Source organism: Photorhabdus kayaii (assembly GCF_025384895.1).
In the GTDB taxonomy this organism is placed as follows: domain Bacteria; phylum Pseudomonadota; class Gammaproteobacteria; order Enterobacterales; family Enterobacteriaceae; genus Photorhabdus; species Photorhabdus kayaii.
The window spans coordinates 1-8,074 of record NZ_JAJAFZ010000111.1; the positions used below are offsets into that span (position 1 = coordinate 1).

The 8,074-nt window shown below is 42.9% G+C and carries 6 protein-coding genes; 5 read left to right on the forward strand and 1 reads right to left on the reverse strand.

Annotated features, from left to right (window positions below):
• Positions 1–466, reverse strand: a 466-nt coding sequence (gene fnr, locus LGZ98_RS22545) for a fumarate/nitrate reduction transcriptional regulator Fnr (protein ID WP_262978624.1), incomplete at its 3' end; no start/stop codon positions are given.
• 811 nt (positions 467–1,277) lie between these two features.
• Here fnr and ectB point away from each other — a divergent pair.
• From ectB to LGZ98_RS22570, 5 genes are all read left to right on the forward strand, one after another.
• Positions 1,278–4,700 carry a diaminobutyrate--2-oxoglutarate transaminase gene (gene ectB / locus LGZ98_RS22550; RefSeq protein WP_262978625.1) on the forward strand — a complete coding sequence of 1,141 codons (3,423 nt, stop codon included), beginning with the start codon at positions 1,278–1,280 and terminating at the stop codon, positions 4,698–4,700.
• A 2-nt stretch (positions 4,701–4,702) separates the two neighbouring features.
• The gene (locus tag LGZ98_RS22555) at positions 4,703–5,821 is read left to right on the forward strand and encodes a ThiF family adenylyltransferase (RefSeq protein WP_113040593.1); all 1,119 of its coding nucleotides are present in this window, start codon (positions 4,703–4,705) and stop codon (positions 5,819–5,821) included.
• 10 nt (positions 5,822–5,831) lie between these two features.
• Entirely contained in the window at positions 5,832–6,839 is a 1,008-nt protein-coding gene (locus LGZ98_RS22560) for a TauD/TfdA family dioxygenase (RefSeq protein ID WP_158536450.1), read from the forward strand.
• Positions 6,840–6,887: 48 nt separating this feature from the next.
• Positions 6,888–7,328, forward strand: coding sequence for a GNAT family N-acetyltransferase (locus LGZ98_RS22565; protein WP_011146446.1), 441 nt, complete (start codon positions 6,888–6,890; stop codon positions 7,326–7,328).
• 35 nt (positions 7,329–7,363) lie between these two features.
• The coding region (locus LGZ98_RS22570; protein WP_262978626.1) for a CapA family protein at positions 7,364–8,074 on the forward strand (711 nt) is incomplete at its 3' end.

Sequence of the window (8,074 nt, forward strand, 5' to 3'; positions counted from 1 at the left end):
CTTGGTCGCCTTTAATTTCTCCACTCATCAAGCGCATCATTTGCTGGCGGAGATTAGGCATTTTGCCGGACAGATCATCGAGTGTTTCAAACGGAATTTCACAGACCATTGATGTTTCCAGAGCCTGAGCAAAACTTGGATGCTGAGTATTGAGGATAGCATCAAAACCGACTAAATCCCCTGCGAGATGGAAACCTGTAATCTGCTCATCACCTTCTTCGGTGATGGTGTAGCTTTTAATTGTGCCAGAACGGATAGCATAAAGAGATTTCAACTCATCGCCTGCTTTAAATAACGTTTGCCCTTTCTGGATAGGTTTCTTACGCTCAATGATATTATCAAGCTGGTCAAGCTCGTGCTCATTCAAGGTAAAAGGAATACACAGTTGGCTAATGCTACAATCCTGGCAGTGGATCGCACAACCACCAGACTGGATTCGACGAATAACACGTTTTTCCTGGATCATATGGCATGCTCATTTGAAATATTCATATCCTTCAACTTTAGCATTTCTTGATGATTCTGGTAAGAGCTATAATAGTTTTCTGCAATTTATTTAAGAAAATGTATTACCTGTTTATCCTGATAAATGACAAAGCATTAAAAGCTCCTTTTCCTGCTCAACCAGCACAGCTACAGCAACCTGATTATTATGTTTTGCGAAATATCAATTGCAGTGTGAATGATGTTGCTGACTAAGTAGATTTGCCAGTCCTTCGATGACAAACCAATATCGACAATAGACAGTAATCCGTCTTTAAGTACTGTTAAAACGTAACTTAATGCAATAAAAGAATTAACTCTATAGCCATCAATTGAAATAATGAGGGCAGAGAGTACGGATTTTCATCCGGGCTCATTGAAGCAGAATATATGTTTGCGACTTCGTTGCCAGAAAATTTATCCATCTACTTGAATCGAGTCGGTGTCCATATATCTATTTAGATACATCAGATAATACCAAATAGTAATTATTGCATTATGCAATTATTTCAATAAAAAATTAGGTGGTATTGGTACTTATCATATTCTCATAAAAATATTAATTTTATTTTTCAAATAGTTGAATATTTATTACTTTACGTGATTAATAATTTATTGAAATGCTAGTTAAGATAATTTATGGTTTCATCAATGAAATGCAAATGTTTATTTTTCGTTGGTATTGATTGTTAAGAGATTATAAGCACCGCAGTACTTATTCTATTGTTACTAGTAAAGAACTGTTTGTTATAGAGATCAGAGATGCGTTTTATTTCAGAAACAGGAGAGGCAAGGTGAGTGAACAAAATCAAACTGTAACTTTACCCGATAAAAAAGATATAGGATTACTGACCGAAGAAGGACTCTGGGATAACTGGCTGGATATAGATGCGGTGAAAAAGCTGGTTAACCACCCGTTACTCATCGCAATGAGTGAAGAACGAATCACTCTGTCCGGAATGCGTTATTTCTTGATTCAACATCATCATTATTCACGTAATTTTACTCGCTTTTTGTGTGCTCTGATCAGCCATATTGATAACTTCAATGATATTCATCATCTGATGGAAAATTTGCGTGAAGAGATGGGGGTAAATGGGGAGGGAAAAGTCACTCACGCTGAGTTGTTTCAGCGCTCATTGATGGAAACAGGTGCACAGGTCAGTTCTATTCCTGCACTTGAAGAAACCTCTCATCTTGCTTCATGTGTCCTGAATTATTGCTGCTCAGGGGAAATTGCTGATGGTTTAGCTGCACTTTGCTTGGGGGCCGAAGCAATTGTTCCAATGATCTATAAGCCTGTATTGCATGCTCTTACGCACTTAGGTGTTGCTGAACGGGGATTAGAATTTTTCAAATTACATATTGAAGAGGACGAAGATCATGCCATTACCATGATGCATATTCTTCACAATATTACAGAAAATAACGAACAGTTAGCGAAGCGAGTAAAGGCGGTTGGTAAAAATACGATATTGCTGCGTTGTAGAATGTTTGATGCTGTGTATGAAAATATAAAAAACGAGATACTTTTCACTGAAGACGACGCGTGCAGGATTTTTGAAAAGTACGAATCAAATGTGCGTAGCTACTGCCGTAATTATCCGGCCATATTCACTACGGCAAGCAATGCCCTAGTGACTGACAGGCAGGGTAAGTCATGGATTGATTTTTTATCAGGAGCTGGATCATTAAATTACGGTCACAACAACCCTCGCTTAAAATCTCATCTTATTGAATATATTGAAAAAGATGGCATAACGCATTCTCTGGATTTATATACCAATGCCAAACGGGCATTCATTGAAAGCTTTAATCAGCAGATACTGAAACCACGGGGCTTGCAGTATCGTTTTCAGTTTACCGGGCCGACAGGAACCAATGCAGTTGAAGCTGCAATGAAAATCGCACGCAAAGTTACAGGGCGCAGCGATATTGTTGCGTTTACTAATGCGTTTCACGGAATGTCTCTGGGCGCTCTTGCAGCCACAGCCAGAGAGAAAAAAAGAAATGCTGCAGGTGTTTCCCTGAACAATATAGTACGCCTTCCTTTCGAAAATTTCCTTAGTCAGAATGACACGTCACTGGACTTTTTGGAGAAAATGCTAGTTTCTCCGGGTTCTGGTATTGACTTTCCTGCAGCAATTATTCTTGAAACTATTCAGGCAGAGGGGGGAGTCAATGTGGCGAGTGTAGAATGGTTACGGGGTGTAGCAGAGATCGCAGCTGCAAACAATATCCTACTTATTGTTGATGATATTCAGGCTGGTTGTGGTCGTACAGGAACTTTCTTCAGCTTCGAAGACACTGGGATAAAACCGGATATCATCTGCCTTGCAAAGTCTGTTTCAGGATATGGACTCCCTATGTCTCTTGTTTTAATGAAACCGGAACTGGATATATGGCAGCCTGGAGAACATAACGGAACTTTCCGTGGTAATAACCTTGCATTTATTGGTGCCACATATGCTCTTGATTACTGGCATGATTCACATTTCTTGCGAAGTCTTAAAGATAAATCGGAAATCGTGCATAAATATCTGCTAGGTTTGCATCAACGATACCCCCAATTGATCAGAACAATTCGGGGAAAAGGAATGTTGTGGGGCTTAGAACTCTTTTCTTCGCAGGCAGCAGAAAATGTCAGAAACCAAGCCACTGAGTTAGGACTCATTATAGAAACATGTGGTCCGCTGGGACAGGTCATCAAATTACTTCCCCCGCTGACTATCGAAATCAATGTCCTTGAGCATGGATTATTATTACTTGAAAAATCCCTAAAACAAGTTTCCGTTCAGTTAGGTGTGGAGAATAAAACAGACACTTCATCATTAACACCTCATGACACTCTGTTTTATCAAGACGAAATCTTGATTGAAAAAAAATTACTTAGTCTTGACGAAAATGAAAAATCTTCTTTATTAGAAGCGCAGAAAAGTCTAAGCCAGAAACTCGTTGATGGAGGACTAAATTTTGAGGGAAAAAACTATCCGGTTTCAATTCGTCCTCTTATTTTGTCTGATAACCTAATTCGGCAACTCGCCAGCATCGGTGAGCGTTTTACAGAAATATTTGAAAAATTTGCTCATGCATGGGTGGAAAATGTCTCGATACGTGAATATTTTCCGGCTTATAAGAAAAGCGAACATTATTTATTTAATTTGCCAAATCATACCCCTTTGACCAGAATTTTCCGCTTGGATGGTCTTTTCAGTGAAGATGGAACTTATCAGATCTTGGAAACTAATACCGATTGCCCCGGGGGAGTGATCCAAAATGGGATTGCAGGTGCATTGTGGTCAGAGGTGTCAAATCCTTTACTGAACGGTATTGAAGCCAGCGCCGATTTTCAGCCCTTTGTCCAAAAACCGGATTTATTTCTTGAGACATTACTGGAAACTCATCGCGAACGTACCGGAGAGCCAGCCAGAAGAGCAGCCATTGTCACTTATAAAGGCCGGTTCGGAAATGAGGTAACTTGGATGGTAAATGGTTTCAATCGTCTGGGGGTTCCTACCGAGGAAATTGATGCGTCTCTGTTACGTCGACATAACAACAAGGTAATAGATCCGCAGGGTCGTGTTATTGATTTGGCCTATAATAAACTCGATTTGCGCGACTTGATCGATGAACCCGAAGTTGAAGAATACCTTACTGCAACATTTCATGGAGAAGTCACTTTCATCAATCCTCTCATCTGCCAATGGCCGCTCGCAGATAAAGCTATAATGGCTGTCCTAAGTGATCCGCAAATGCTCTTTTTCCTGCCCGAAGAGGAAAAGGCTTTTTGTCTTAAACATATTCCCTGGACACGCATCCTCCGCGCGTGCCAAACAACATCCCCTCAGGGAGAGCAAATCGATCTAGTTGACTGGGCAATTCAAGAACGAGGGACTCTTGTGCTCAAACCTTCTAATGCAACAAGAGGAGAAGGTCTGTTGGTCGGTCCGTTTACCGCCGCTCAGGAATGGGAAGCGACCTTACGTCTTGCAGCGCAAAGCGACGAAACATGGGTCATTCAACGATACATTCGCGGGCGTGTGATTTCCGCAGTTCATCCTGATATCGGCATTACAGATTCAATGTGGTCAGGTGTGGATACCTATGTATATGGTGGCCGGTTTGCTGGTTTTCAGGCACGTGCCAGTTTTGATCCGGTCATGAATGTAGGACGCCGGGGAATTCTTTTGCCGGTAGTGAAAATTAAAGAGGCATAGCTATGGCGAGTTCCATTTCACTTAATAATCCACGGCTTCAGCCAACGGTTGTTGCTGTTCCGATTAGCAGTAATGTCATTGCAATACATTCCGGTACCCGTCAGGGTGAAGCAAGCAAAATAATTCCAGATCCCGATGGCTGGAAAATAGTTGCGCTTAACCACATGCAAGGAAAATTGAACAGCAATGGTCTCCTTGAAGTACTGAAGCAAAACGGTCATGACGTTGAAGAGTCGGCGTTAACAAAATTGATCGAGGAACTTCAGTCTCACAACCTCGTTCAGGATGAGAAATATTTCGATTATCAGGCTCTCTGTGCCGATCAAAGAGAGCGTTATTCCCGAAATCTCAATGGATTTGCTGCGTTAAGTGACAATGACATTTCACCCGCTGAGTATCAGCAGAAACTTTTCAAAGGGCATGTGCTACTGTTGGGATGTGGGGGGCTTGGAAGCTGCACGGCAACGGCTCTGGCAATGACTGGCTGCGGTACCATCACTGTCGTTGATTTCGATGATATTGAACTTAGTAACCTCAACAGGCAGCTTTATACCGTTGATGACATAGGGATGCGGAAAGTCGAAGGGTTAAAATCTCGTCTTAATAAGATCAATCCGGACGTCACGGTAAATACAGTATTCAAGCGTATAACCGGTTCAGATGTTGTTAAGGAATTAATTTCTCAATTCAAACCCGATATCGTCGTAGCTGCAATTGACCGACCAGTTATCGCGGCTGACCGCTGGACCAGTGACGCCTGTTTTGCCATGGGAGTTCCGGGTGTTTTCAATAGCGTTTCTGCCGGAATGGGTATGTTCTGGACAAAATTCCCTGACCAGAGCGGTTGTTTCCGCTGCGACGAAAAGTGGTCACGGACTCAGGAGCCTGACCATTACTCCATGCGCGCCTGGCGAGAAGAACATGATTTAATCCCTGCGACTTCGGCTTTCAGTTATTCGGCAATGATTGTCGGAGGGATGATGTCTGCGGATATCATCAGGAAACTTGTTGGATGGCCAATGATTTCAGCAGGGAAACTGGTAACCATCTCATTCACAACTTTACAAACGAATGTTGCGGATAAACCGCAACATCCAGATTGTGAACTTTGTGCATATTGAGGACACCAACATGAACGAATCATATCAGATTATTGATGACGATCCGGCAGTATGGTGCTCAGCGCAGTTGGAAAGCAAGAAAGACGTGCTATTGCCTGTTTCAGATGAACAAATCGAAGCATTCAGGTATCACTTATCCGCTATGGAAGACAGACCCAGCGAAGCGTTTAATACGTCAGATTTTAGCTTTGAGGAAATAACTATCTTACAGGAGAGCATTCATCAGCGATTGACTGAAGGACGCGGGGTTGTGGTAGTGTCAGGTATTCCGCGAGAAATGTTTACTGACTCAGCCTTGCATCATCTATTCTGGGGAATTGGAACAGGTCTTGGACGTCCAGTCGTACAAAACTCACAGGGTCACAGGATAGGTCATGTAAGGAATGAGAAAAATAATCCGAATAATCGAGGCTATATGTCTAATCGGGAGCTTGGATTTCATTCGGATGCCTTTGAAGTTGTTGGGCTTATGTGTTTGAGGGGGGCTGCTTCAGGGGGATTGACTCAAATCGTAAGTGGCCTAGCCATCTATAACCAAATGCTAAGGGAAAAACCAGAACTACTTGACGACCTTTTTGAAGGATATTATTACGCTACAGCTGAACGCTCTTCGAGTAAACTTCCCTACACGTCATACAAAATTCCGATTTTCTCAAAAATGTCAAGTAGGGTGAGCTCTATGTGTCTCGGTGCTTATATGCGAGCAGCAGCAAAACTTCAGGGACTAGCTCTCCCTGACGCACTTGATGCTGGGCTTCACGCATTTTATGAAATATGTAACCGCCCAGAGTTCAGACTCGAATTTATGCTTGAGCCTGGCGAAATCCTTTTTCTCAACAACTATACCACGCTGCATTCCCGCACGGAGTTTCAGGATGATGCACTCAACCAGCGCCATTTATTAAGGCTCTGGATCGAATTATCCGATGGCAGACCTGTGGTACCTGCACTAACAGCTCGCGGTCGTGATTATGAGCAGTTATTTCTGGAAACGCGTTTGGTGAGTACGGCAACTTAATATAACCAACCGGGCCGATATATCGGCCCGGTCAATCAGGATCAATGCATGAATCGAGATATTCTGGACTCCGGGCACTCCATCAAAAGTTCCGATCAGGGTGATGTTGAAAGCCGGGGAAAAATCAGTCAGTTACTTGATATATGGAATGTGGAACAAACCAATATTTCTGACAACCAGCCGCTGGATTTCTATGTCTATGACCAGCAAGGTGAAGTCGTTGGTGGCTTGGTGGGTCGTACCTCTCTGGGTGTGCTTTTCATTAGTTATTTCTTTCTTCCGGAAGAACTGCGTCGGCAGGGACTGGGAAGTACATTGCTGAAACGGGCCGAAAAAAAAGCAACTCTACGTGGATGTCATATGGCGGTGCTGTTTACCATGGCGATTCAGGCACCTGACTTTTATCTGAAGCATGGTTACAGCATTTTTGGTGAGGTGTCCTCTTTACCGGATGGAAATGCCCGTATTTTTATGCAGAAAAGGCTTTGAGCAACGACCAGCGTTAGTCAGAAGGATAGAAATTTATGTCGAGTATTACTATTGCTTCATTTGGGGATGTGCTCATTAATCGTGAAGATCCCGCTTCTGCTTTCAGTCACATGACGTCTTTAGTTGAGAATGCCGATATCGTTATCGGTAACTATGAAGGTGTACTGACTGACAGACCTGAGCCAATTCCCGGACGGCGAGGGATGACGATATCATCAGTAAAAAACGCCAAAGGCGTGGCATTGTTCGATGTGCTTTCCCTTGCGAATAATCATGCCATGGATTCTGGATTGCAGGGTCTGACTGACACCTTGAAAGCATTACATTCTGTAGGAGTGCAAACCACCGGGGCCGGTCTGACATTTCAGCAAGCTTGGAAACCTGCTTTAATTGAATGTAGAGGGATCAGGGTGGCTGTTTTCGGCGTAACGGGCATTTACTATGCCGGAACTGAAGCCGGTAGTTTTCAGGGAGGCGTTGCAGCGTTACGTTCAAGAGATTATTACAGTCCCCCTTTTTCCGGCGCTGTGGTTCCCGGAGCGTTACCCGATATTATGACTGTCATCAATGAAGATGATTGGGCGCATTTTTCATGCTTAGTTGGCAATATCCGTAGCCAAGCTGATTTTATTATTGCAGCGATGCACTGGGGCGATCATACTCGTAAAGACATTATTACAAGATACGAAAAGGAAATATCAAAACGATTATCACAATGTGGTGTGAACCTAGTGATAGGCCATCAT

Coding starts and splice junctions, on each gene's coding strand:
- LGZ98_RS22555 (WP_113040593.1), top strand. CDS start 4,703: ATGGCGAGTTCCATTTCACTTAATAATCCACGGCTTCAGCCAACGGTT.
- LGZ98_RS22560 (WP_158536450.1), top strand. CDS start 5,832: ATGAACGAATCATATCAGATTATTGATGACGATCCGGCAGTATGGTGC.
- LGZ98_RS22565 (WP_011146446.1), top strand. CDS start 6,888: ATGAATCGAGATATTCTGGACTCCGGGCACTCCATCAAAAGTTCCGAT.